Here is a 21,390-nt window from a genome sequence, read left to right on the forward strand (position 1 = left end):
AGTCTTCGCCCGTGAACCGATCCGTCCGCCGGCCGACCCCGCACCCCAGCGGCGCGCGACCACCCGCCGTACCCGCCGATCTCGTGCCGAGGCACGTCGCGATCGTGATGGACGGCAACGGCCGGTGGGCCAAGGACCGTGGCCTGCCGCGCACCGCCGGTCACGAGCAGGGTGAGAGCTCGCTCTTCGACGTCGTCGAGGGCGCGATCGAGATCGGCGTGAAGGCGATCTCGGCCTATGCCTTCTCGACCGAGAACTGGTCGCGCTCGCCCGACGAGGTGCGCTTCCTGATGGGTTTCAACCGCGACGTGATCCGCCGGCGCCGCGACGAGATGCACGAGCTCGGGGTGCGGGTGCGCTGGGCCGGGCGCGCGCCGCGGCTGTGGAAGTCGGTGATCAAGGAGCTCAAGGTCGCCGAGGAGCTGACCAAGGACAACGACGTCTGCACGTTGACGATGTGCGTCAACTACGGCGGCCGCTCCGAGCTGGTCGACGCCGTGCGCGGTGTCGCCCGCGAGGTCGCCGCCGGGAAGATCAAGCCCGACAAGATCGACGAGCGCGCGATCGCCCGCCACCTCTACGTCCCCGAGCTGGCCGATGCCGACCTGGTCTGGCGGACGTCGGGGGAGCAGCGGCTCTCCAACTTCATGCTCTGGCAGGCGGCCTACAGCGAGTTCGTCTTCACCGACGTGCTGTGGCCCGACGTCGACCGTCGCGACCTGTGGCGCGCGATCGAGATCTACGCCGGCCGCGACCGGCGGTACGGCGGAGCAGCGCCCAACTTCTAGGCCCGCCGGCAGGCGGCGCAGGTCCCGAAGATCTCCAGGGTGTGCGCGACGTCGGAGTAGCCGTGCTCGGCGGCGATCGTGCGGGTCCAGCGCTCGACGGCGGGCCCCTCGACCTCGATGGTGGCACCGCACTCGCGGCACACCAGGTGATGGTGGTGGGTCTCCGAGCAGCGGCGGTAGATCGCCTCGCCGTCCTCGGTGCGGAGCATGTCGACCTCGCCGGCCTCGACCAGCGCGTTCAGCGTGCGGTAGACCGTGGCCAGGCCGACCGGGGTCGTTCCCCTGCCGAGCAGGTCGTGGATGTCCTGCGCGGAGCGGAAGTCGTCGAAGGACGTCATCGCCTCGACCACGGCGGTCCGCTGCCGCGTCGGTCGCATGGTCGGGCGATCCGTGCGCTCAGTGCTCGTCATAGTGCTCTCCGTGGGGCGCGTGCCGGTGGCCGTCGTGGACGTAGTCGACGTGGTCGCCGTGCTGCACGGCCGGGTGCCCGCAGTCGTCCCCGTGCACGTGGGCGTGGCCGTCCTCGATGACGTGGTGGTCGTGCCCGTCGTCCGGTACGGCGGGGAAGGGTGCCCGGACCCGGCGGCGGTGCCGCAACCAGACGCCGATCGGCCAGGTCGAGGCGAACATGGCCAGCGCCAGCAGCACGATCGTCGGCCCCGGCGCCACGGTGATGCCGACCGGGAACGACGCGGCGATGAGCAGGCCGCCCACCGCGGCCAGGCCGCCGACGCCCATCGCGCCGGCCAGCGTCGACCGGAACGACCCGGCCAGCTGCTGGGACGTGGCGACCGGCACGACCATCAGGGCGGAGACGAGGAGCAGGCCGACGGTGCGCATCGCGACGGTGACCGTGACGGCGGCGAGCACAGCGACCAGGAGGTTGTAGCCGCGCACGCGCAGCCCGGCGACCTGGGCGAACTCGGGGTCGGAGGCGACGGCGAACAGCTGCGGGAGCAGCCCGAGCGTGATGGCCACGATGCAGACGCCGAGCCCGATGGTGAACCAGACGTCCGCGTCGGACAGGCTCGTGATCGAGCCGAAGAGGTAGGAGTGCAGCTTGTTGGCGCCCTGACCGGCCAGCCCGGTGATGAGCACGCCGCCGGCGAGACCGCCGTAGAACAGCAGGGCCAGCGCCACGTCACCGTTGGTGTGCCCGAGCTCGCGGATGACCTCGATCGCCACCGCACCGAGGATGGCCACGACGACCGCGGTCCAGGTCGGAGAGGTGCCGGTGAGCAGCCCGAGCGCCACGCCGGTGACCGCGACGTGGCCGATGCCGTCGCCGAGCAGCGCCAGCCGCCGCTGCACCAGGAAGGTGCCGATGGCCGGTGCGGCCAGGCCGGTGAAGAGCGCCGCGAGCAGCGCGCGCTGCATGAAGTCGTGGCCGAGCAGGTCGAGGAGGTTCATCGGCCGCCCTCCAAGGTGTCGAAGGGCGAGCCCACGTGCGGCACGTGGTCGTGGCGGCCCGGAGCCGGGTGGTGGTGCCCGTGCACGGCCTGCTCGGAGAGGGGAGGTCCGTCGTAGGCGATCCGGCCGTCGCGCATGACGACCGAGCGGTCGACCAGCGACGCCATCGGGCCGAGCTCGTGGGCGACCAGCACCACCGTCGCGCCGCGCTCGGAGAGCGTGCGCAGGGCAGCGGCGAGCGCGTGCTGGTTGGGGAGGTCGACGCCCGCGGTCGGCTCGTCGAGGAAGAACAGGTCGGGCTGGCCCGCGAGGGCCCGGGCGATCAGCACCCGCTGCTGCTGCCCGCCGGACAGCGTGGAGACGCCGTCGTGAGCCCGATGGGCCAGACCGACGACCTCGAGGGCGTCGTCGATCGCCGTACGGTCGGCGCGGCTCGGCAGGCGCAGCAGGCGCCGCCGGGTCAGCCGACCCGAGGCGACGACCTCGCGCACGCTCGCCGGGACACCGCCGGCGGCGGTCGCGCGCTGGGGGACGAAGCCGATGCGGCTGCGGTCGCGGAAGTCCTCCAAGGGCGTGCCGAAGAGGTGGACCGACCCCTGGGTCAGCGGACGCAGCCCGGTCAGGGCCCGCACCAGGGTGGACTTGCCCGAGCCGTTGGCACCCATCAGGGCCACGAACTCACCCTCGCGCACGGTCAGGTCGTTGCCGCGCAGCACCGGCCGGCCACCGATGGTGACCGTCACCGCCTGCGCCTCCACGACCGGTGCGCCGAGGGCGTTCAACATCCGTTGGCCACCTTGAGGGCCGTCAGGTTCTGCTCCATGAGAGCAACGTAGTCGCTGCCTGCACCGTCGTCGCCGGGTCCCTCGAGGGGGTCGAGCACCGCGGTCTCGACCCCGGCGTCGCCGGCCAGCGACTCGGCCATCGCGGGGGAGGCGAGGCGCTCGGAAAAGACCGTGGTGATGCCTTCGCGGGCGATGAGGTCCTGGAGGTGGGCGAGCACGGCCGGGGCGGGCTCGGCGTCGGGGGTCAGCCCGGCGATGCCCTCGAAGTGCAGTCCGTAGCGCTCGAGGTAGCCGAACGCGTCGTGGCTGACGACGACGTGGTCGCGCTCGCAGGACGCCAGGCCCTCGGCGTACGTCGCGTCGAGCTCCTCGAGGTCAGCGCGCAGCGCCTCGGCGTTGGCCGTGTAGTCGCCGGCGCCGTCGGGATCGGACTCGGTCAGCGCCTCGGCGACTGCGTCGGCGAGGTCGGCCATCCGCAGCGGGTCCAGCCAGAAGTGCGGGTCGGAGTCGCCGTGCTCGGCGTGCTCGGCGTCGGTCTCCTCCTCGTGCTCGTGACCCTCCTCGGCCGGCAGCAGGTCGATCACCTGCTCGGCGTCGACCACGGTGGCGTCGCCGACGTTGTCGACGGCCTCGTCCACGGCGGGCTGGAAGCCGTGCTGGAAGACCACGACGTCGGCCTCGTCGAGGGCGAGCGTCTGGGAGATCCCCAGGGCGAGGTCGTGCGGCTCGGCGCCGGGGGAGGTCAGGCCGGTGACCTGCCACGTCTCGCCGGCCACCTGCTCGGTGACCCACTGCAGCGGATAGAACGCGGCCACCGCCCGGTGGTCGTCGCTGCCCGCCTCGGTGCCCCCGGCACAGCCGGTGAGCAGCAGCGGAGCGAGGGTGAGGGCGACGAGGGCGCGAGAACCGGTCAACATGAGAATGATTCTCGCTTTGCTGAGAATCGTTGTCAAAATGGGTGGCAGTACCCTTCGACCGTGCTCGTCGTCTCCCGCTTCCGTGTCCCCGCAGCCGAGGTCGACGCGTTCCGCCGCGACATGGAGGTCGCGCACGCCGCGCTGGCCGCGCGGCCCGGCTACGTCCGCGGCACCCTGGGGCGCAATGTCGACGACCCCGACCTGTGGGTGCTCTCGACACGATGGGAGCACGTCGGCGCCTATCGGCGCGCGCTGTCGGCCTACGACGTCAAGATGCACGCCGTACCCCTCCTGAGCAGGGCGCTCGACGAACCGAGCGCCTACGAAGTCGTCGAGCCAGGCACCGACCTCAATGTCGCCTCGCCCCGCGCACTAGGCTGAGTGCTCGCTCATCTCCTGACTGGCAGCCAGCCAGCCGACCCCAAGGATTCACTGTGGCCAAGCCTGCTCCCACCGCCCTCGACAACGTCGTCTCGCTCGCGAAGCGTCGCGGCTTCGTCTACCCCTGCGGCGAGATCTACGGCGGCACCAAGTCGGCGTGGGACTACGGCCCGCTCGGGGTCGAGCTGAAGGAGAACATCAAGCGGCAGTGGTGGAAGTTCATGGTCACCCGTCGCGACGACGTGGTCGGCCTCGACTCCAGCGTCATCCTGCCGACGAAGACGTGGGAGGCCTCGGGCCACCTGAAGACGTTCAGCGACCCGCTCACCGAGTGCCAGTCGTGCCACAAGCGCTTCCGCGAGGACCACCTGCAGGAGGACTACGCGACGAAGAAGGGCATCGAGGACCCCGACACCGTCAACATCAACGAGCTCGTCGCCTGCCCCAACTGCGGCACCCGTGGCGCGTGGACCGAGCCGCGCAACTTCAACATGATGCTCAAGACCTACCTCGGCGTCATCGAGGACGAGTCGGGCCTGCACTACCTGCGCCCCGAGACCGCCCAGGGCATCTTCCTCAACTTCGCCAACGTGGTGACCACGAGCCGCAGCAAGCCGCCGTTCGGCATCGCCCAGATGGGCAAGTCGTTCCGCAACGAGATCACCCCCGGCAACTTCATCTTCCGCACCCGCGAGTTCGAGCAGATGGAGATGGAGTTCTTCGTCAAGCCCGGCGAGGACGAGGACTGGCACCAGCACTGGATCGACCAGCGGACGCAGTGGTACGTCGACCTGGGCATCAACCCCGACAACATCCGCCACTTCGAGCACCCGGCGGAGAAGCTCTCGCACTACTCCAAGCGCACCGTCGACATCGAATACCGCTTCGGCTTCTCCGGGCGTGACTTCGAGGAGCTCGAGGGCATCGCCAACCGCACCGACTTCGACCTCAAGCAGCACAGCGAGTTCTCCGGCAAGGACCTCTCCTACTTCGACCAGGCCAGCAACGAGCGCTACATCCCCTACGTCATCGAGCCGGCGGCCGGTCTCACGCGCAGCCTGATGGCGTTCCTGATCGACGCCTACACCGAGGACGAGGCCCCCAACACCAAGGGCGGCGTCGACAAGCGCGTCGTGCTCAAGCTCGACCCGCGCCTCGCGCCGGTCAAGGTCGCGGTGCTGCCGCTGAGCCGCAACGCCGACCTGTCGCCCAAGGCGAAGGCCCTGTCGACCGAGCTGCGCCAGAACTGGAACGTCGAGTTCGACGACTCCGGGGCCATCGGTCGCCGCTACCGCCGCCAGGACGAGATCGGCACGCCGTTCTGCGTGACCGTCGACTTCGAGAGCATCGACGACAACGCCGTCACCGTCCGAGAGCGCGACACGATGAGCCAGGAGCGGGTGAGCCTCGACGGCATCAGCCGCTACTTCGCCGAGAAGCTGCTGGGCTGCTGATCCTCTCGGGCACAATGACGCCATGATGCGTCGTGCGCTCCTGCCCCTCGCGCTGGCGTGCGCGCTCAGCTCGCTCACCTCGTGCGCCTCGCGGTCAGCGGAGCCCGACGCGGTGGTCCCGACGACCGCGTCGCCGACCCCCACGGTGCCGGCGGAGCCGACCCGGCTGGCGTTCGGCTACGTGCAGCCCGTCGAGTGGGCCCCGACAACCAGCCTGGCGGGCGCGCTGACGATCAGCGTCGACCGCGTCCGCGAGGGTTACTTCAGCGACTTCGCCGGTCTCGGCGGGTCCGGGATCACCGAGGCCAACCAGCCGTTCTACGTCGATGCGGTCATCTCCAACGAGGGAGAGGTCGACTTCGGCGGGCTCGACGCGCCCCTCTACCTCCAGGACTCCAACGGCGTCCTGAGCCCGCCCTGGGGGTTCGCCCGGGCATTCGGGCCGTGCGACTCGGGGCCGCTGCCGGTGCCGTTCGGGCCGGGCAGCGAGGTGGAGCTCTGCCTCGTCTTCTTCGGCTCGCCGGGGGCGACGTTCGAGTCCGTGACCTTCCAGCCGTCGACGGAGGTGGCGCCGATCACCTGGTCGGGTGACCTCACGGTCGACAAGCCCGTCAGGAAGAAGGGCAAGAGGGGGCAGGAGCCGGCGCGGAAGCGCCGCTGAATCGTGGTGCGCCGCGGTGACCGGTGAGAATGGGTGCATGTCCCGCTCCACCCCGTTGACCCTCGGGTCGTTGACCATCGAGACCCCGGTCGTGCTCGCGCCGATGGCCGGCATCACCAACGCGGCCTACCGCCGCCTGTGTGCCGAGCAGGGCGCAGGGCTCTACGTCTGCGAGATGATCACCTCGCGCGGTCTGGTCGAGGGCGACGAGACCACGAAGAAGATGCTCGTCTTCGACGAGCTCGAGTCCGTCCGGAGCGTCCAGCTGTACGGCACCGACCCGGTCTACGTCGGCAAGGCGGTCGAGATCCTGTGCGGTGACTACGGCGTCGCCCACGTCGACCTCAACTTCGGCTGCCCGGTCCCCAAGGTCACCCGCAAGGGCGGCGGGGGAGCGCTGCCGTGGAAGCGCGGCCTGCTGGCGGACATCCTCACCGCTGCGGTCGGCGCCGCAGCGGCGTACGACGTGCCCGTGACGATGAAGACCCGCAAGGGACTCGACGAGGACCACCTCACCTTCCTCGACGCCGGGCGGATCGCGCAGGAGACCGGTGCGGCGGCGATCGCCCTGCACGGTCGGACCGTCGAGCAGGCCTACTCCGGCAGCGCCGACTGGGACGCGATCGGACAGCTGGTCGAGTCCGTCGACATCCCGGTCCTGGGCAACGGCGACATCTGGGAGGCGGCCGACGCGCTGCGGATGGTCGAGGAGACCGGGGTGGCCGGCGTCGTGGTCGGACGCGGCTGCCTCGGGCGGCCCTGGCTGTTCCGCGACCTCGCGGCCGCGTTCAACGGCGAGGCCGTGTCCACCCTGCCCAACCTCGGCGAGGTGGCCCGCATGATGCACCGCCACGCCGAGCTGCTGAGCGAGCACATGGGGGAGGAGCGCGGCTGCAAGGAGTTCCGCAAGCACGTCACGTGGTACCTCAAGGGCTTCCCGGCCGGGGGCGAGCTGCGCCGCTCGCTGGCGCTGATCGACTCGCTGGCCACCTTGGAGGTCCTGCTCACCGAGCTGGACGCGAGCGCACCGTTCCCGACCGGCGAGCTCGGCACCCCGCGTGGTCGCCAGGGGGCTCCGCGCAAGCGCGTCGTGCTGCCGGAGGGGTGGCTCGACGACACCGACGGACGCGACCTGCACGTGCGTGAGGACGCCAACGAGGTCACCGGCGGGTGAGCGGAAACACCTCCACAACACCCGCCGGGAAATGGGACAGGGCCACGAACCTGTGCTTGACTCGTCAATCGTGTCTCGTGCTCGCCTTCCCCGCTTGAGCGCCTGACGCAGCCCCTGCACACGATCAGCAAAGGACCAACGCTGTGGCTCAGCATCGCCACAAGCGGGAAACCAATGCCCGCCGCCCCAAGGCCATCCAGGTCGCAGGACCCATCGCCATCATGGCGACGGTGTCCGCCGTCAGCCTCGGTGTCCTGACCGCGACCCCGCAGAACGACAACCTCCTGGCCACCCCCAGCAGTGCCGGCGCCGGAGACATCAGCGCCGCCGCAGGCTCCCTGTCCAACGCCGTCACCCGGGACGACATCGTCTCCCGCTCCGAGTCCCGCCTGCTCGCACGCAAGATCGCCAAGCGCGAGGCCAAGCAGGAGCAGAAGGCGACGCTCCGTGCGATCGAGCGCGCGGACACGAAGCTGTGGACCACCACCGAGCTCAACCTGTGGTCCGGCCCGGAGAAGCAGGCCGACAAGCTCGGCGTCCTCGACGGCATCGAGAAGGTGCTCCTCACCGGCCGCAAGGACAACGATCGTGTCGAGGTCGTCATCGACGGCAAGTCGCGCTGGGTCAGCGCCGGCTACCTCACGGACGAGAAGCCCGAGACCGGTCCGTCGCTCGGCGGCGCCTGCACCAACGGCTCCGTCATCGACGCGGGCCGCGCGTCCCTCTACGAGATCCACGACGCGGTGTGCGCCAACTGGCCCGAGATCACGTCCTACGGCACCTGGCGCAACGACGGCGAGCACGGCGAGGGCCGCGCCATCGACATCATGATCAGTGGCGACACCGGGTGGGAGATCGCGGAGTTCCTGCGTGCCAACTACTCCGCCCTGGGCATCGAATACATCATCTACTCCCAGAAGATGTGGTCCGTGGAGCGCAGTGGCGAGGGCTGGCGCTACATGTCCGACCGTGGCTCCACCACCGCCAACCACTACGACCACGTGCACGTCACGGTCTACTGACCTGACGATCCTCAGCCGAGGTCCGGCCCCTTCACCTCGGTGAAGAACAAGCGCTGGCCGGGGCGCGCCTGGGCGGCCAGCCCGATGTCGGCGGCGACCACGACAGCGATCACCGGATAACCACCCGTGACCGGGTGGTCGGCCAGGAACAGCGTGGGCTGGCCCGACGGCGGCACCTGCAGTGCCCCGCAGACCATCCCCTCGCTGGGCAGCTCCTCGGTGCGCGACCGCGCCAGCGGCGTACCTCCCAGGCGCATGCCGATGCGGTTGCTCTCGGCGGTCACTTCGTAGGGCTCGCCGAGCAGGGCCCGCCGCGCGTCACCAGTGAACCAGTCGTCGCGCGGGCCCAGCACGACCCGCAGACGCAGGTCACCGGCCGCGGGCTGGCGCACCGGCGCCACGTCGACGGACAACAACGCCGCCTGCCGGTGGCCGATCTCCAGACGATCGCCGGCGGCGAGCGGAGCAGGCCCGACGGCCGAGAGGGTGTCGGTCGAACGCGAGTCGATCACGGGCCGCACCTCGACGCCCCCGCGCACGGCCAGGTAGCTGCGCAGTCCGGTCGTGGGCAGGCCGAGACGGAGCACGTCGCCGTCCGGCACCCAGAACACGGAGTACGGCGCCACCGCGCGCCCACCCACGCTCATCGGGCACGGAGCGCCCGTGACCGAGACCCAGGCGCCCCCGTGGGCGCGCAGCTGGAGGCCGCCGAACGTGACCTCGAGCGTCGCCGCGCGCTCGGCGTTGCCGACGAGGCGATTGGCGAGACGCATCGCCGCGACGTCCGCTGCGCCCGACTGTCCGACGCCCAGCGCCGCCAGACCGGGGCGACCGAGATCCTGGACCGTGGTCAGGGGGCCCGCGTCGAGCACCTCGATGCTGTTCATGACGCCTCCAGGAACTGGACCCGGGCGCCGGGCAGCATCAGCGCGGGCGGGTCGCGGTCGAGGTCCCAGGGTCGGACCTCCGTGTGTCCGATCAGCTGCCACCCACCCGGCGACTCCCGCGGATAGACGCTGGCGAACTCGCCGGCCAGCGCCACCGCTCCGGCCGGCACCCGGGTGCGCGGCGTGCTGCGGCGCGGGACGCGGAGTCGCTCGTCGCCGCCCACGAGGTAGCCGAAGCCGGGAGCGAAGCCACAGAACGCGACCGTCCACTCCCGGCCGGTGTGGGCGTCGATGACACCGCGTTCACCCAGCCCGGTGAGGCGACCCACCTCGGCGAGGTCCTCACCGTCGTAGTGCACCGGGATCTCGACTCGTCCCGCATCGGGCCGAGCCCCCCGCCGGGGCGTGGTGCGTCGCACCGAGCGCGCGACCTGCCCGACGTCGGTCGACCCGGGATCGATGCGCAGCAGCAGCGTGCGCGCCGCCGGCACCAGGTCGATGACACCGTCGGGGGGATCGTCGACGAGCGCGGTGTAGAGCGCCAGCACCTCGTCCAGGTCTGTCAGCTCGACCAGCAGCGCCGTGTCGGCGCAGGGCAGCAGCCTCACGGCCGTGGTCCCTCGACGAAGGGAGTGATCTGCACCCCCGCCTCCTCGAGCCCGCGGCGAACGGCGGTGGCCATCTGCACGGCTCCGGGACTGTCGCCGTGCACGCACAGGGAGCCGGCGTCGACAGCGATCACCGAGCCGTCCACCGCCTCCAGCTGCCGCTCGGTGGCCATCCGCACGCACCGAGCGGCGACCAGCGCGGGGTCATGAAGGACCGCGTCGGGCTCGCGCCGCGAGACCAGCGTGCCCTCCGGGGTGTAGGCACGGTCGGCGAAGGCCTCGGCGACCACGGTCAGCCCGGCCTCCTCGGCGAGGCGCAACCACACCGAGCCGGGCAGGCCCAGCACGGCGAGGTCGGGGTCGTATCGCCGTACGGCATCGACGACGGCAGCCGCCTGGGCCTCGTGGTGCACGATCGTGTTGTAGAGCGCGCCGTGCGGCTTGACGTAGCTGACCCTGGTCCCCGCGACGCGGGCGAACGCCTCGAGGGCGCCGATCTGGTAGAGCACGTCGTTGGTCAGGTCGTGCGGTTCCATGTCGATGAACCTGCGCCCGAAGCCCGCCAGGTCGCGGTAGCCGACCTGCGCCCCGATCACGACGCCGCGCTCGGCTGCCCGTTCACACGTCCGCCGCAGCACGGTGGGGTCGCCGGCGTGGAAGCCGCAGGCGATGTTGGCGCTGGTGACGACGTCGAGCAGTGCGTCGTCGTCGCCGAGGCGCCACTGGCCGAAGCCCTCACCGAGGTCGGCGTTGAGGTCGATGCGCACCGTCCTCAGCCCCACAGCGCGCTGATGCCGCCGAGCGACTTCCAGCCGAGGTAGACGGTGAGCATCCACACCAGGATGCCGATCACCAGGAGGTACTTCGGATAGGCGTAGCCCTTGAGCAGGTCGCCGGAGCGGCGGGCGGCCGCCCACAGGATGATCGCGAGGCCGACCGGGAGGATGAGCCCGTTGAGCGCGCCGGCGAGCACGAGCAGGGTGACCGGTGCCTTGCCGAGCGCCAGGAAGGCCACGGCGCAGACGGTGATGAAGCCGACCACCAGCAGGTTGCGCTGCTCGCGCAGCCGGCCCATGAAGCCGGCCATGAACGAGACCGAGGTGTAGGAGGCGCCGATGACCGAGGTGATGCTGGCGGCCCACAGGATGACGCCGAAGATGCGGACGCCGACGTCGCCGAGCGCGTGCTGGAAGGCCGAGGCGGGCGGGTTGTCCGTCGCGAGGACGGCGCCGCCGGCCACCACGCCGAGGACGGCGAGGAAGAGCAGCGCGCGCATGATGCCGGTGACGATGATCCCGGTGACGGAGCCGCGGGTGATCATCGAGATGTGCTCGGTCCCGGTGATGCCGGAGTCGACGAGACGGTGGGCGCCGGCGTAGGTGATGTAGCCGCCGACGGTGCCGCCGATCAGGGTGGTGATGATCAGGAAGCTCACCTCGTCGGGCAGGACGCTCTGGCGCAGGGCCTCGCCGACGGGCGGGTCGGACACGATCGCGACGTAGAGCACCATCGAGATCATCAGCACGCCGAGCACGACGACGATCCGGTCCATCGCGACCCCGGCGCGCTTGCTCAGGAAGATGGCCACGGCGATGGCCGCCGAGATCGCCCCACCGAGCTTCACGTCCATGCCGAACATGGCGTTCATGCCCAGCGCGGTGCCGCCGATGTTGCCGATGTTGAAGACCGCGCCGCCCAGCACGACGAGGACGGCGAGGACGTAGCCCGAGCCGGGGAGCACCTTGTTGGCGAGGTCCTGGGCGTGCAGGCCCGAGACGCCGATGACGCGCCACACGTTCAGCTGAACCGCGATGTCGACCAGGATCGACACGACGATGGCGAAGGCGAAGGCTGCGCCGAGCTGCGCGGTGAAGACGGTCGTCTGGGTGATGAAGCCCGGACCGATCGCGCTCGTCGCCATCAGGAACATCGCGCCAAGGAGAGCGCCCCGCCCTGCTGCCGCGGCCGGCCGCCTGGGCTGCGTTGCTGTTGCCTCGTGGTCCATGTCGGTGCCTTCGGTCGAGGATCCCGGTGCTGAGACCGGCGTCACACCACGATGAGGGATTGTTCAACAATCTGTCAATACCCTCATCGGCCTACACTGCGCAGGAGACACCGCCGCAGCGGTGCGAGGAGCGTGGAAGGGGTGGGTCCGGTGGCAGCAGCGAACGGGTCGGACGGATGGATCGAGGCACTCGGCGCGGAGCGTACGGCGCTGGGTCGCGCCAGCACCGCCGCGCGCGTGGCCGACGTGCTGCGCACCCACGTCACCGAGGGCCTGCTCGCGCCGGGCACCCGGCTCTCGGAGGAGGACATCTGTGCTGCCCTGGGGGTGTCGCGCAACACGCTGCGCGAGGCGTTCCGCCTGCTCACCCACGAGCGGCTCCTGGTGCACGAGTTCAACCGCGGCGTGTTCGTGCGCAAGCTGAGCGTCGACGACGTCCGCGACCTCTACCGCTTCCGCCGGATCGTGGAGTGCGGGGCCATCGCCCGGGCCGGCGGGCACGGGCTCGACGACGTCCGCGCCGCCGTCGAGGCCGGGGAAGTGGCAGCTGATGAAGGTCGCTGGGCCGACGTCGGCACGGCCAACATGCGCTTCCACCAGGCGATCGCCGCACTGGCGGGCAGCGCCCGCATCGACGAGTCCATGCAGCACGTGCTGGCCGAGCTCCGCCTCGTCTTCCACGTCATGGCCGCACCGCAGACCTTCCACCAGCCCTACCTCGCCGACAACCGGCTGATCCTCGAGCTGCTCGAGTCGGGCGACCTCGCCGGGGCCGAGCGAACGCTGGCGGGATATCTCGACGTCGCCGAGGCGCAGCTGGCCGACGCCTACGACGTCGGTGCCCGGGGCTAGGCTCGCGAGTCGATGAGCATCGAGGAGCTGTACGGCGACGCCGACCGCGAGCGCCTGGTCGCGGAGCCGCCCAAGCGGGTGGACGCGCCGGTTCGCACCGCCTTCGAGCGCGACCGCGCCCGAGTGGTGCACGCAGCGGCCTCGCGGCGGCTCGCGGCCAAGACCCAGGTGGTCGGCCCGCAGTCCGACGACTTCGTGCGCAACCGCCTGACCCACAGCCTCGAGGTCGCCCAGGTGGCGCGCGACCTGGCCCGGGCGCTCGGCTGCCACCCCGACGTCACCGAGACCGCGGCGCTCGCCCACGACCTCGGCCACCCGCCCTTCGGCCACAACGGCGAGCGCGCGCTGGCCGGGCTGAGCCAGGACTGCGGCGGTTTCGAGGGCAACGCCCAGACGCTGCGGCTGCTGACGCGGCTGGAGGCCAAGACGTTCGACGAGTCCGGGTCGGTGGGCCTCAACCTCACCCGCGCCACGCTCGACGCGTGCACGAAGTACCCATGGACCCGGTCACTGGCGACCGACCCCGGGGGAGTGCACGCCGACGGCACCCCGCGCTTCGTGGTCAAGTTCGGCGTCTACGACGACGACCGCGCGGTCTTCGACTGGCTGCGGCAGGGGATCGCCGGCACCCGCAAGTGCCTCGAGGCGCAGGTGATGGACCTCGCCGACGACGTGGCCTACTCCGTCCACGACGTCGAGGACGGCATCGTCGCGGCCCGGCTCGACCTCACCCGGCTCGACCTCGACGCGCTGTGGGAGACGGTGCGCGCGTGGTACCTCCCCGACTGCGACGACGCGGAGCTCTCGGCGTCCCTGGCGTCGATGCGCGCCCAGGCGAGCTGGCCGCAGGCGCCGTACGACGGGAGCCGGCGCTCGCTCGCCGCGATCAAGAACCTCACCAGCGACCTCATCGGCCGGTTCTGCGGCAGCGTGCAGGCGGCCACCTTCGCCGCGTCCGACGGCCCCTTCGTCCGCCACCGCGCGGACCTGGTGGTGCCCCGGGAGACCGAGATCGAGATCGGCATCCTCAAGGGGATCGCCGCCCACTACGTCATGCAGGCCCAGGACCGGGTCGACCTGATGGAGCGCCAGCGCACCCTGATGGCCGAGCTGTTCGAGGCGCTGTGGGCGCTCGGCCCCGACGGGCTCGACCCGTCCTTCGTCGAGGACTGGCACGCCGCCGGGGACGACTCGGCCCGCCGCCGGGTGATCGTCGACCAGGTGGCCTCCTACACCGATGCGCGCGCGACCAACCGGCACGCCGAGCTGACGCGCTGACGGTGGGCTGCGGGCTCAGGGCAGGTTGCCCTGGGGGTAGGGGTTGTCCTGGAGGGCCACGTTGTCCGGGTTGAGCTGTGACTCCAGGTCGGCGTGCGAGCCGGACGGTCGCACCTTGTCGGCGGCCGCTCCGGCCGCCGAGCTCACCTTGTCCTTGACGACCGGGGCCTGCGCCCGAGCCGTCTCGGTGGCGTGGTGCGCGGCGTCCTGGACGCGCGGGTCCTGCTTCACCTTCGTGGCCAGACCGGCGATCTGGTCGTAGCGGCCGCGTCCGGCGCGGGCGCCCAGGACATAGCCGACTCCGCCGGCTGCGAGTAGTACGAGCTTCTTCATGGCATTGCTCCCTGTGGTGTTCGTTGAGGTGGTCAGCGGCGGTGACGGCGCAGGGCGACGAGGGCGACAACGACGGCGACCAGCGCGCCGGCCGCCGCGACGACCTCAGGTCGTGGCTTGCCGTCCGCGGTGGTGGCCCGGTCGCGCGCCTCCGCCGCTCGAGCCCGGGCATGTGACTTCACGTCGAGCTTGGCGGTGAGCTGGTCCACCGTCTCGGCGAGCCCGAGGCGCTGGGCCTCGATCTCCGCCTCGAGCTGGGCGGGGCTCTTCTGTTCAGACATGGCGGTTCCCCTTCACGACGTTGAGGTCCTCCTGGAGCCCGGCGATGGCCAGCTCGGGCTTCGGCGGTCCGGCGGCGGCCACCTTCTTCTTGCCGACGAGGCCGGCGATCGCGGCCGCGACCAGCAGCACGCCCGCCACGACCAGCGCGGCCAGCCAGGCGTCCAGCACCAGGGCGAGCGCAAGCACCGCTGCCGCGACGAGCGTGGCGAGGGCGAAGAACCCCAGCAGCCCGGACACGCTGAACATGCCGATCCCGAGCCCGGCGGCCTTGCCCTTCTGGGCCACCTCGGCCTGCGCGAGCCTGATCTCGGAGCGGATGAGCTCGGGGACCTGCGTGGTCAGCTGGTGGACCAGCGCCCCGAGAGTCTGGTCGTCTCCGGTGTGGTGGGTCATGAGATCCACAGTGCCAAAGTCGGCGCGCGGAATCGAATGTCCTCCGCCCCTACGGGTGGGGGTGGGCGCCCGTAGACTCCGCCACGTGGCAGGCAGGATCCGCGAGGACGACATCTCAGAAGTGCGCGAGAAGGCACGCATCGACGACGTCGTGTCCGGCTATGTCACCCTCCGCAAGGCCGGCGGCGGCTCTCTCAAGGGGCTGTGCCCCTTCCACGACGAGAAGTCGCCCTCCTTCCACGTCACGCCCTCGCGCGGGTTCTTCCACTGCCTCGCTGGTGAGACCCGGGTCCTGACGAGTGAGGGGATCCAAGAGATTCGCGACCTCGCCGGGGGCATCCATCGGGTTCTCGGTGCCAACGCGCAGTGGGTTGATGCGCCCTTCAAGTCGTACGGCGTCCAGCGGCTCCACAAGATCACGGTGACGCGCAACCAGCAGGTCAAGGAGCTCTACGCCACCGACGGGCACCGCTGGTTCATCCGCTCGGGCAAGGGGCTCAAGAACTCCAAGGAACTGCTGACGTCGGACCTCAAGGCCGGCGACACCTTGGTCACCAAGTTCCCGGGCTCCAAGATCCGTCGCTCGCGACCGTCCCCATTCGGAGTCGCACACGGATTCACGTTCGGCGACGGCACTCGTTCCGGCACCGGCGCGATGGCACTCCTGTGCCCGCCCAAGGACGCAGTGATGCTCAAGTGGTTCCCGCAGTGCCACACCAGCAGCTCCGGTCCCAACCTCTTGGTCCACGATCTGCCCGCATTCTTCAAGGAGCTGCCGTCTCTCACCGAGTCGGTGTCGTATCTCTACGGTTGGCTCGCCGGCTACTTCGCGGCGGACGGGTGCGTCGCAGCCGACGGCACGGTCATCCTCAATTCCGCAAAGAAGGAGAACCTCGAGTTCGTTCGCGACGTCTGCACTCGCCTGGGGATCGCGACGTACGGGATCACGACCCAGTCCCGGGTGGGATTCGAGGGCCGCGACCCCTCGGACCTCCACCGGGTGCACCTCGTCTCCCAGGACCTGCAGGAGAACTTCTTCCTGATCGACGAACACCGAGAGCGCTTCGTCGCGACCACGAAGGCATATGCGCGTCGCGGTTGGGTCGTCCGGTCCGTCGAGCCGACGGATCGCGTCGAGGAGGTCTTCTGCGCCGAGGTACCGGAAGGCCACGCCTTCACGCTCGAGGACAACATCCTCACGGGCAACTGCTTCGGCTGCCAGGAGGGCGGCGACGTCATCGCCTTCCTCATGAAGATCGACGGCCTCAGCTTCGGAGAGACGGTCGAGCGCCTCGCCGACAAGTACGGCGTCCAGCTGCGTCGCGAGGACGGCGACGGTCCGCCGGAGCGCCCGAGGGGGCCGGCCCGCGGCCGCTTGATCGAGGCCAACAAGATCGCCCAGGAGTTCTACGCCGGCCAGCTGGAGACTGCCGACGCCGTCGCTGCCCGCGACTTCTTGACGCAGCGCGGCTTCGACAAGGACGCCGCGGCGACCTTCGGCCTCGGCTTCGCGCCCCGCGACGGCGAGGCGCTGGCCAGGCACCTGCGAGGGCGCGGCCTGACCGACGAGGAGTCGATCGCTGCCGGGCTGGTGGCCTCCGGCCGATCGGTCTACGACCGCTTCCGGGGACGACTGCTGTGGCCGATCCGCGATGCCAGCGGCGACACGATCGGCTTCGGCGCTCGGCGCATCTTCGACGACGACAAGATCGAGGCGAAGTACCTCAACACCTCCGAGACGTCGATCTACAAGAAGAGCCAGGTGCTCTACGGCATCGACCTCGCGCGCCGGGACATGGCGCGCTCGTCGCAGGCCGTCGTGGTCGAGGGCTACACCGACGTCATGGCCTGCCACCTCGCCGGCGTCCCGACGGCCGTCGCGACCTGCGGCACCGCCTTCGGCGACGACCACGCGCGGGTGCTGCGCCGCTTCCTGCACGACCACGAGGAGTTCCGCGGCGAGGTCATCTTCACCTTCGACGGCGACTCGGCCGGGCAGGCAGCGGCGCTCAAGGCCTTCAACGGCGACCAGAACTTCGTCTCCCAGACCTACGTCGCGATCGAGCCCGAGGGCCTCGACCCGTGCGACCTGCGGATCCAGAAGGGCGACGCGGCAGTGCGCGAGCTCGTCGCCAAGCGGCAGCCGCTCTACCGCTTCGTGCTCACCAACGTCGCCTCCAAGTACGACCTCGACCGCGCCGACGGCCGGATCGATGCGCTGCGCGAGGCGGCCGGCCTGGTCTCGAGCATCCGCGACAAGTCGAAGGTCGACGCCTTCGCCCGCGAGATCGCGGGCATGCTCGGGGTCGACGTCGACGATGCGCGCTCCGAAGTCCGCCGTGCGGCCGCGCGGGCCTCTCGCTCGCCCGCCGATCGGCGTACGCCGCAGGCAGCCCACGGATCCGCCGAGCCCGCCGCTCCGGCCCGGCCCCAGGTGCCCAGTCTGCGCGACCCCCGGTTCGCCATCGAGCGCGAGACGCTCAAGATCGTCATCCAGCACCCGGCTTCCGTCGGTCGCGTCATCAACGGCGTCGGACCCGACGACTTCAGCCACCCGACCTACCGCGGGGTGTGGGAGGCCGTGGCCGCCGCCGGTGGCCCGGCCGCCGGTGTCGAGGACCAGGGGTGGAGCACCCGCGTGCGGTCCTCCGTCGCCGATCCGGCTGTCTCCTCGGCGATCAGCGAGCTCGGTGTGGAGCCGGTCCTGACCCCGAGCGCACCGACCGCGACCTATGTCGCCATGCACGTCTACCGCCTCCAGGAGCTCACCACCATGCGGCGCATCGCCGAGCTGAAGTCGCGCCTGCAGCGCACCAACCCGGTCGAGCACGCGGCGGCCTACAACAAGATGTTCGGTGAGCTGGTCGCGCTCGAGCAGTACCGCCGCAACCTGCGCGACCAGCAGGTGAAGACCCAATGAGGTCATTGCCGAGGTCGTTGCGCAGGTCGCCGGCTCCGCTCGCCGTGCCGGCGGGGGAGCGCGTGCTCGCCTCCTGCGAGAGCGTCGACGGGGTCGTGCTCGCGGGGACCCGTGACGCCTTCTACATCGGCTCCGACCCGGTCGTGCGGGTGCCGTGGGAGCGGGTCGAGGCCGCCGACTGGGACAGCGACGCATCCGCCCTCCGCGTCTCGCTGGTCGGTGCGTGGGGCGAGGAGAAGGTCGTCCACTCCCACGCCCTCATCGAGCCGGGACGACTCCTCGAGCTCGTCCGCGAACGCGTCACGGCCAGCGTCGTGCTGCAGCGACACGTGCCCCTGGCAGGGCGCCGCGGCGTCCGGGTGATCGGTCGCCGTCCGTCGCGCGGACACGGCGAGATCGAGTGGTTCTTCGAGTACGACGAGGGCGTGGACCCCGACGACCCGGCCGTTGCCCGGGCTTCCGCGGCCGCGCTGGCCGCGGCCCGTGCCGACGTGGGTCTCTAGATGCACTCCTGATTTCTCACCACCCGATCGGACTTGCTAAGGTTTCACCCGCTGCACAAGCGATCCCCTGTAGCTCAACTGGCAGAGCATTCGGCTGTTAACCGGAGGGTTATTGGTTCGAGTCCAATCGGGGGAGCACCCAGAAACGGCCCGTGACCTGCGGAAACGCAGATCGCGGGCCGTTTTGCTTGTCCCGTGCATCGGCTATGCATCGTTCAGTGCGCTCGACTCGCCACGAACGAAGCTCGGAGGGCGGGACCAAATCGAGGTCCCTCGTAGGCAGTGCTCACGGCGCAGCGCGTGTCGCTCACCACAAGCGGATGGCTTGTCGGCTTGGACACGCCCGAAGTCCGAGACCCTGACTGTCGGTGCCTCGTGTCAACATGTTGAGATGATGCTGAAGCTCTTGGACCAGTTCCGCGACGTGGACTCGACGGAGGGCGAGGGCAAGACCTCACGACACTCGCGTCGACTCCTACGTGAGGTCGAGATCGGCTTCAACTGTGCCGACGCGGCGGCCGACCAGCTCACCGACGACCTCAACGCTGCTCGCAAGGAGAGCGCCGCCCTGGAGGGCGACGACGGCACCCGATGGGTAGTCGGAACTCACAGCCACTCCAACACCAACGGCGGGGCGTGGCACTTCACCGTCGCACTACGCGAGGTCGAGGAGGTGCGCGCGGAGCGCCTAGAGTTCCTCGGGCTCACGCTCACGCCATCGCATTACGACGAGCGCGACGCCACCGGGGACCGCACGCTCATGATCGTCACAGAGGTCGCGCCGAGTTTCGAGGACAGCGAGACGCTCGAGCACCACATCATCGAGCAAAGGTTGCGGAACGAGGGTGAGACCACCCACTACTTCGACCTGCGGCGGATCGGAGTGCAGGACGAGCCCCTGCAGGTGCGCTTCGGGCGATGCCTGTGGCAGAAGGGCGAGGGCGGGGCTCGCCGGCACCTGCTGGTCTTCGTCGCCGCTGACGATGACGACGACGAGACTCGCCGCGGGTTTGTCGGCCTCGACGAGCCCCGCAGCACGAACGCAGCGCGTGTGGCGCTGCAGGGTCGTGAAATCGTCGAAGCCATCATCGACGAGGTCGCCCTTGCGGGCATCCTGCCGCAGGAGGCAATAGAGCGCATCCGGCAGCGCGGCGAGTCAGCGTGGGATAAGCGCTTTCGCGACCTCAGCGAGACAAGCGATCTGTCCCTGTTCCATTAGGCGGCGGGGGACTTACTCCCGATCGCGCCCCCCGCGAGGTCTCTCCTGTGCCACCACGCGGATCCGCCGCAGGCAAAGGCGTGCCGTAGTCGTCACCCCGAGTCGGGTGAGTCACCGGTACCCTCCTCAGCCCGCGGGCGATCGGCCATCTCGGTTGCCACCTGCCTACGCCACGTCTGAATGGGGCCGCCCCGCTCGATCTTGCCAAGCGCGTCGAATACCTCACCGTTGATCCACTGCATTCGGACTGGCGGCGCTTGATCCAGGTAGCGGACCTTCGCGACAGCCCAGAGGGCATCCATCAAGATCAACGAGACGTGCGTGAGGAGCGCTGCCTCCTCTGGGCTGAACCAGCGGGTGACGTGATGCCAGGTGTAGCCGGTCTTGGCCTTGCCCTCCCGCTCCAGGTAGACGTCGTTGATGCCGTTGGCGCCAACGACGCCCCGCTCGTTGATGACGCGCGCGGAGGGTGCCGCCGGGTCGAACTCAGGCTCATCCGGGTTCTGGGCGGCAGGGACGAAGTGGATGGAGGCGGTGCCGCCGATCATCGTCAGCCCGTGCTTAGCGGCGTTGTACAGGGTGCTCTGCGAGTTGAGCCGAGCTGCAAGCATGCGGATGAGGCGGATCGCGTTGTCACGGTGCTCGATCCATTCTGGCGTGGGCTCCTTCGGCACCCCGCCCATGAGCACCTCAGCGATCCGGGCGGTCCGCTCCTCCGACCAGGACGACTTCGCAAGCTCCGCAACGGCGACCCGAAACGCTCCGTGATCCTTCTGAGCTGCAATCTCAAGCCACGGGCACTCCGGCCGACCCTCGTGGGCCAGCACCATCCGCAGCAACGCCTCGACTGTGTGATGGAACAGGACCTGGGATTCGGTGGCGATGAACCGGGTGCGGGCGGCGTCCTCGTAGCCCTCTGGCATCTCGGCATTGCCCTCGTCGTCGCTTGCGATCCAGAGTTGGCCCCACAGTATGCCGTTTCCGGCCGCATCGACCAACGCCTCGGGCTTCGCCGCTCGGAGAGCCAGCAGCGTCAGTCGATCGCGGAAGTACGTGCTCGGGGTGTTGCCCGAGTAGAACTCCTCGTTCAGTTGGTGAAAGCGTCGATCCTCTTGCATACCGGGACAGTAGGCGACGGCCCCGACAGGAAGCTCCCGATCTGGCGCTCTCGGTTGCCGATGGGCTCGCGGAACGACCCGGTGCGGGATCCTGGGTCAAGTCCCAGGTAGTGGTGTAGCGCTGCGTTCTCCTTCGTTGGTGGTTCAGGCGGTGAGTGCGGGCAGGTCGTGGGCTCCGATCTCGGGTTCGGTGTTGGGGACGAGGTTCATGCGGCATCGGGCGAGGACGTCGAGTCCGAGGTAGCGGCGGCCCTCGGCCCATTCGTCGGTCTGCTCGGCCAGGACCGCGCCGACGAGTCGGACGATCGCGGTCCTGTTCGGGAAGATCCCCAAGCTGTCGGTCCTGCGGCGGATCTCGCGGTCCAGCCGTTCGGCGGGGTTGTTGGACCAGATCTGGGTC

Annotated in this window: 24 protein-coding genes, 1 tRNA gene and 1 pseudogene; 13 read left to right on the plus strand and 13 right to left on the minus strand. The window is 70.1% G+C overall.

Going from position 1 to position 21,390, the window contains the following annotated elements:
• The first annotated feature begins 11 nt into the window (after nucleotides 1-11).
• A complete protein-coding gene (locus CF8_RS07685) occupies nucleotides 12-788 on the plus strand; it encodes an isoprenyl transferase (protein WP_010832564.1) in 777 nt (258 codons plus the stop codon).
• Here CF8_RS07685 and CF8_RS07690 read toward each other — a convergent pair.
• From CF8_RS07690 to CF8_RS07705, 4 genes are read right to left on the minus strand one after another with little or no spacing between them, the layout of a single operon-like run.
• Complete coding sequence (locus CF8_RS07690; RefSeq protein ID WP_051204151.1) at nucleotides 785-1,198, minus strand: Fur family transcriptional regulator; 414 nt, start codon at nucleotides 1,196-1,198, stop codon at nucleotides 785-787. The genes CF8_RS07685 and CF8_RS07690 overlap by 4 nt on opposite strands.
• Nucleotides 1,185-2,198, minus strand: coding sequence for a metal ABC transporter permease (locus CF8_RS07695; protein ID WP_010832566.1), 1,014 nt, complete (start codon nucleotides 2,196-2,198; stop codon nucleotides 1,185-1,187). Before CF8_RS07695 ends, CF8_RS07690 begins: the two co-directional genes overlap by 14 nt.
• Nucleotides 2,195-2,983, minus strand: a complete 789-nt coding sequence (locus tag CF8_RS07700) for a metal ABC transporter ATP-binding protein (RefSeq protein WP_010832567.1) — start codon at nucleotides 2,981-2,983, stop codon at nucleotides 2,195-2,197. Before CF8_RS07700 ends, CF8_RS07695 begins: the two co-directional genes overlap by 4 nt.
• Complete coding sequence (locus CF8_RS07705) at nucleotides 2,977-3,900, minus strand: metal ABC transporter substrate-binding protein (RefSeq protein ID WP_010832568.1); 924 nt, start codon at nucleotides 3,898-3,900, stop codon at nucleotides 2,977-2,979. The genes CF8_RS07700 and CF8_RS07705 overlap by 7 nt, the downstream gene beginning before the upstream one ends.
• 60 nt (nucleotides 3,901-3,960) lie before the next feature.
• Between CF8_RS07705 and CF8_RS07710 the strand changes: the two genes are divergently transcribed.
• The 5 genes from CF8_RS07710 (at nucleotide 3,961) to CF8_RS20810 (ending at nucleotide 8,592) form a co-directional block, all read left to right on the plus strand.
• Entirely contained in the window at nucleotides 3,961-4,281 is a 321-nt protein-coding gene (locus CF8_RS07710) for an antibiotic biosynthesis monooxygenase family protein (protein ID WP_010832569.1), read from the plus strand.
• A 53-nt stretch (nucleotides 4,282-4,334) separates the two neighbouring features.
• The gene (locus CF8_RS07715) at nucleotides 4,335-5,735 is read left to right on the plus strand and encodes a glycine--tRNA ligase (RefSeq protein WP_010832570.1); all 1,401 of its coding nucleotides are present in this window, start codon (nucleotides 4,335-4,337) and stop codon (nucleotides 5,733-5,735) included.
• 22 nt (nucleotides 5,736-5,757) lie between these two features.
• Nucleotides 5,758-6,396 carry a hypothetical protein gene (locus CF8_RS07720; RefSeq protein WP_010832571.1) on the plus strand — a complete coding sequence of 213 codons (639 nt, stop codon included), beginning with the start codon at nucleotides 5,758-5,760 and terminating at the stop codon, nucleotides 6,394-6,396.
• 37 nt (nucleotides 6,397-6,433) lie between these two features.
• The gene (dusB, locus tag CF8_RS07725) at nucleotides 6,434-7,570 is read left to right on the plus strand and encodes a tRNA dihydrouridine synthase DusB (protein WP_010832572.1); all 1,137 of its coding nucleotides are present in this window, start codon (nucleotides 6,434-6,436) and stop codon (nucleotides 7,568-7,570) included.
• A 143-nt stretch (nucleotides 7,571-7,713) separates the two neighbouring features.
• Complete coding sequence (locus CF8_RS20810; protein ID WP_010832573.1) at nucleotides 7,714-8,592, plus strand: SH3 domain-containing protein; 879 nt, start codon at nucleotides 7,714-7,716, stop codon at nucleotides 8,590-8,592.
• Between the two features lie 11 nt (nucleotides 8,593-8,603).
• On the opposite strand, the gene CF8_RS07735 is transcribed toward CF8_RS20810, so the two are convergent.
• Genes CF8_RS07735 through CF8_RS07750 form a run of 4 tightly spaced genes read right to left on the minus strand, consistent with a single transcriptional unit; the run spans nucleotide 8,604 to nucleotide 12,017 of the window.
• Nucleotides 8,604-9,479, minus strand: coding sequence for a biotin-dependent carboxyltransferase family protein (locus CF8_RS07735; protein ID WP_010832574.1), 876 nt, complete (start codon nucleotides 9,477-9,479; stop codon nucleotides 8,604-8,606).
• Nucleotides 9,476-10,087, minus strand: coding sequence for a 5-oxoprolinase subunit B family protein (locus tag CF8_RS07740; RefSeq protein WP_010832575.1), 612 nt, complete (start codon nucleotides 10,085-10,087; stop codon nucleotides 9,476-9,478). The genes CF8_RS07735 and CF8_RS07740 overlap by 4 nt, the downstream gene beginning before the upstream one ends.
• On the minus strand, nucleotides 10,084-10,848 hold the full coding sequence (locus CF8_RS07745; RefSeq protein WP_198017015.1) for a LamB/YcsF family protein: 765 nt from the start codon (nucleotides 10,846-10,848) through the stop codon (nucleotides 10,084-10,086). The genes CF8_RS07740 and CF8_RS07745 overlap by 4 nt, the downstream gene beginning before the upstream one ends.
• Nucleotides 10,849-10,859: 11 nt before the next feature.
• A complete protein-coding gene (locus CF8_RS07750) occupies nucleotides 10,860-12,017 on the minus strand; it encodes an NRAMP family divalent metal transporter (RefSeq protein WP_010832577.1) in 1,158 nt (385 codons plus the stop codon).
• A 225-nt stretch (nucleotides 12,018-12,242) separates the two neighbouring features.
• Here CF8_RS07750 and CF8_RS07755 point away from each other — a divergent pair, with 225 nt between their 5' ends.
• Nucleotides 12,243-12,944 carry a GntR family transcriptional regulator gene (locus tag CF8_RS07755; RefSeq protein WP_036492548.1) on the plus strand — a complete coding sequence of 234 codons (702 nt, stop codon included), beginning with the start codon at nucleotides 12,243-12,245 and terminating at the stop codon, nucleotides 12,942-12,944.
• Nucleotides 12,945-12,956: 12 nt separating this feature from the next.
• Entirely contained in the window at nucleotides 12,957-14,222 is a 1,266-nt protein-coding gene (locus CF8_RS07760; RefSeq protein ID WP_010832579.1) for a deoxyguanosinetriphosphate triphosphohydrolase, read from the plus strand.
• 15 nt (nucleotides 14,223-14,237) lie between these two features.
• On the opposite strand, the gene CF8_RS07765 is transcribed toward CF8_RS07760, so the two are convergent.
• From CF8_RS07765 to CF8_RS07775, 3 genes are read right to left on the minus strand one after another with little or no spacing between them, the layout of a single operon-like run.
• Nucleotides 14,238-14,555, minus strand: a complete 318-nt coding sequence (locus CF8_RS07765) for a hypothetical protein (protein WP_010832580.1) — start codon at nucleotides 14,553-14,555, stop codon at nucleotides 14,238-14,240.
• A gap of 32 nt (nucleotides 14,556-14,587) precedes the next feature.
• Entirely contained in the window at nucleotides 14,588-14,836 is a 249-nt protein-coding gene (locus tag CF8_RS07770; protein ID WP_010832581.1) for a DUF3618 domain-containing protein, read from the minus strand.
• Nucleotides 14,829-15,230, minus strand: coding sequence for a phage holin family protein (locus tag CF8_RS07775; protein WP_036490496.1), 402 nt, complete (start codon nucleotides 15,228-15,230; stop codon nucleotides 14,829-14,831). Before CF8_RS07775 ends, CF8_RS07770 begins: the two co-directional genes overlap by 8 nt.
• An 85-nt stretch (nucleotides 15,231-15,315) precedes the next feature.
• Between CF8_RS07775 and CF8_RS23000 the strand changes: the two are divergent.
• The 5 genes and pseudogenes from CF8_RS23000 to CF8_RS07795 all read left to right on the plus strand — a co-directional run.
• Nucleotides 15,316-15,558: pseudogene (locus CF8_RS23000) on the plus strand (CHC2 zinc finger domain-containing protein); the annotation flags it as partial.
• A 360-nt stretch (nucleotides 15,559-15,918) separates the two neighbouring features.
• Nucleotides 15,919-18,150: a DNA primase gene (dnaG, locus tag CF8_RS07780; protein WP_232211624.1), complete on the plus strand. Its 2,232-nt coding sequence runs from the start codon at nucleotides 15,919-15,921 to the stop codon at nucleotides 18,148-18,150.
• Entirely contained in the window at nucleotides 18,147-18,653 is a 507-nt protein-coding gene (locus CF8_RS07785) for a hypothetical protein (protein ID WP_010832584.1), read from the plus strand. Before dnaG ends, CF8_RS07785 begins: the two co-directional genes overlap by 4 nt.
• 63 nt (nucleotides 18,654-18,716) lie before the next feature.
• Nucleotides 18,717-18,789 (plus strand) — tRNA-Asn (locus tag CF8_RS07790).
• A gap of 258 nt (nucleotides 18,790-19,047) precedes the next feature.
• Nucleotides 19,048-19,872, plus strand: coding sequence for a hypothetical protein (locus CF8_RS07795; RefSeq protein WP_156887176.1), 825 nt, complete (start codon nucleotides 19,048-19,050; stop codon nucleotides 19,870-19,872).
• Nucleotides 19,873-19,964: 92 nt separating this feature from the next.
• On the opposite strand, the gene CF8_RS07800 is transcribed toward CF8_RS07795, so the two are convergent.
• Together CF8_RS07800 and CF8_RS07805 are read right to left on the minus strand one after the other, a co-directional pair.
• The gene (locus CF8_RS07800; RefSeq protein WP_010832586.1) at nucleotides 19,965-20,990 is read right to left on the minus strand and encodes a hypothetical protein; all 1,026 of its coding nucleotides are present in this window, start codon (nucleotides 20,988-20,990) and stop codon (nucleotides 19,965-19,967) included.
• Nucleotides 20,991-21,134: 144 nt separating this feature from the next.
• Nucleotides 21,135-21,390, minus strand: a 256-nt coding sequence (locus CF8_RS07805; protein ID WP_036490498.1) for a transposase, incomplete at its 5' end; no start/stop codon positions are given.

It is taken from the genome of Nocardioides sp. CF8 (genome assembly GCF_000389985.1).
GTDB lineage: Bacteria > Actinomycetota > Actinomycetes > Propionibacteriales > Nocardioidaceae > Nocardioides > Nocardioides allogilvus.

Excerpts from the sequence above, each read along its gene's own strand:
- CF8_RS07735 (WP_010832574.1), bottom strand. The coding sequence starts at position 9,479 with ATGAACAGCATCGAGGTGCTCGACGCGGGCCCCCTGACCACGGTCCAG.
- CF8_RS07720 (WP_010832571.1), top strand. The coding sequence starts at position 5,758 with ATGATGCGTCGTGCGCTCCTGCCCCTCGCGCTGGCGTGCGCGCTCAGC.
- CF8_RS07770 (WP_010832581.1), bottom strand. The coding sequence starts at position 14,836 with ATGTCTGAACAGAAGAGCCCCGCCCAGCTCGAGGCGGAGATCGAGGCC.
- CF8_RS07705 (WP_010832568.1), bottom strand. The coding sequence starts at position 3,900 with ATGTTGACCGGTTCTCGCGCCCTCGTCGCCCTCACCCTCGCTCCGCTG.
- CF8_RS07750 (WP_010832577.1), bottom strand. The coding sequence starts at position 12,017 with ATGTTCCTGATGGCGACGAGCGCGATCGGTCCGGGCTTCATCACCCAG.
- CF8_RS07765 (WP_010832580.1), bottom strand. The coding sequence starts at position 14,555 with ATGAAGAAGCTCGTACTACTCGCAGCCGGCGGAGTCGGCTATGTCCTG.
- dnaG (WP_232211624.1), top strand. The coding sequence starts at position 15,919 with ATGCTCAAGTGGTTCCCGCAGTGCCACACCAGCAGCTCCGGTCCCAAC.
- CF8_RS07800 (WP_010832586.1), bottom strand. The coding sequence starts at position 20,990 with ATGCAAGAGGATCGACGCTTTCACCAACTGAACGAGGAGTTCTACTCG.
- CF8_RS07690 (WP_051204151.1), bottom strand. The coding sequence starts at position 1,198 with ATGACGAGCACTGAGCGCACGGATCGCCCGACCATGCGACCGACGCGG.
- CF8_RS07795 (WP_156887176.1), top strand. The coding sequence starts at position 19,048 with ATGCTGAAGCTCTTGGACCAGTTCCGCGACGTGGACTCGACGGAGGGC.
- CF8_RS07775 (WP_036490496.1), bottom strand. The coding sequence starts at position 15,230 with ATGACCCACCACACCGGAGACGACCAGACTCTCGGGGCGCTGGTCCAC.
- CF8_RS07760 (WP_010832579.1), top strand. The coding sequence starts at position 12,957 with ATGAGCATCGAGGAGCTGTACGGCGACGCCGACCGCGAGCGCCTGGTC.
- CF8_RS07695 (WP_010832566.1), bottom strand. The coding sequence starts at position 2,198 with ATGAACCTCCTCGACCTGCTCGGCCACGACTTCATGCAGCGCGCGCTG.
- CF8_RS07785 (WP_010832584.1), top strand. The coding sequence starts at position 18,147 with ATGAGGTCATTGCCGAGGTCGTTGCGCAGGTCGCCGGCTCCGCTCGCC.
- CF8_RS07700 (WP_010832567.1), bottom strand. The coding sequence starts at position 2,983 with ATGTTGAACGCCCTCGGCGCACCGGTCGTGGAGGCGCAGGCGGTGACG.
- dusB (WP_010832572.1), top strand. The coding sequence starts at position 6,434 with ATGTCCCGCTCCACCCCGTTGACCCTCGGGTCGTTGACCATCGAGACC.